Origin of the sequence: Mycolicibacterium sichuanense, assembly GCF_033741125.1 — a bacterium.
In the GTDB taxonomy this organism is placed as follows: Bacteria; Actinomycetota; Actinomycetes; order Mycobacteriales; family Mycobacteriaceae; genus Mycobacterium.
The window spans coordinates 1-409 of record NZ_JAWQPU010000028.1; the positions used below are offsets into that span (position 1 = coordinate 1).

1 pseudogene is annotated in these 409 nt (G+C 69.2%); it reads left to right on the forward strand.

The features are described 5' to 3' along the window. Positions 1-409: pseudogene (locus SBI80_RS28310) on the forward strand (4-hydroxy-2-oxovalerate aldolase); the annotation flags it as partial.

The following is a 409-nucleotide window of genomic DNA, read 5'->3' on the forward strand; positions in this document are numbered from 1 at the left end:
CCGACGCCGGCTGCCAATGCGTCTACGTCGTCGACTCCGCCGGTGCGCTGGTCCTCGAAGGGGTGGCCGACCGGGTGGCCGCGTTGGTCGCCGAAGTGGGCGACGACGCGCAGGTGGGTTTCCACGGCCACGAGAACCTGGGCCTGGGGGTGGCCAACTCGATCGAGGCAGTCCGGGCGGGCGCCAAGCAGATCGACGGGTCGTGCCGCCGCTTCGGCGCCGGGGCGGGTAACGCTCCGGTGGAGGCGTTGATCGGGGTGTTCGACAAGATCGGGGTGAAGACCGGCATCGACTTCTTCGACATCGCCGATGCCGCCGAGGAAGTCGTCGCTCCTGCGATGCCGGCCGAGTGCCTGCTGGACCGCAACGCGCTGATCATGGGCTACTCCGGGGTGTACTCCAGCTTCCT